The sequence below is a fragment of the Limosilactobacillus rudii genome (assembly GCF_014145455.1).
Classification (GTDB): Bacteria; Bacillota; Bacilli; order Lactobacillales; family Lactobacillaceae; genus Limosilactobacillus; species Limosilactobacillus rudii.
Genome location: NZ_JACIVB010000023.1, coordinates 1 through 237 on the forward strand (window position 1 = coordinate 1; position 237 = coordinate 237).

General features: G+C 58.2%; 1 rRNA gene. It reads left to right on the forward strand.

Features of this window, described 5'->3' with window-relative positions:
• Window positions 1–237 (forward strand): 16S ribosomal RNA (locus H5S39_RS01220); the annotation flags it as partial.

Here is a 237-nt window from a genome sequence, read left to right on the forward strand (position 1 = left end):
AGTTCGGACTGCAGGCTGCAACTCGCCTGCACGAAGTCGGAATCGCTAGTAATCGCGGATCAGCATGCCGCGGTGAATACGTTCCCGGGCCTTGTACACACCGCCCGTCACACCATGGAAGTTTGTAACGCCCAAAGTCGGTGGCCTAACCATTTGGAGGGAGCCGCCTAAGGCGGGACAGATGACTGGGGTGAAGTCGTAACAAGGTAGCCGTAGGAGAACCTGCGGCTGGATCAC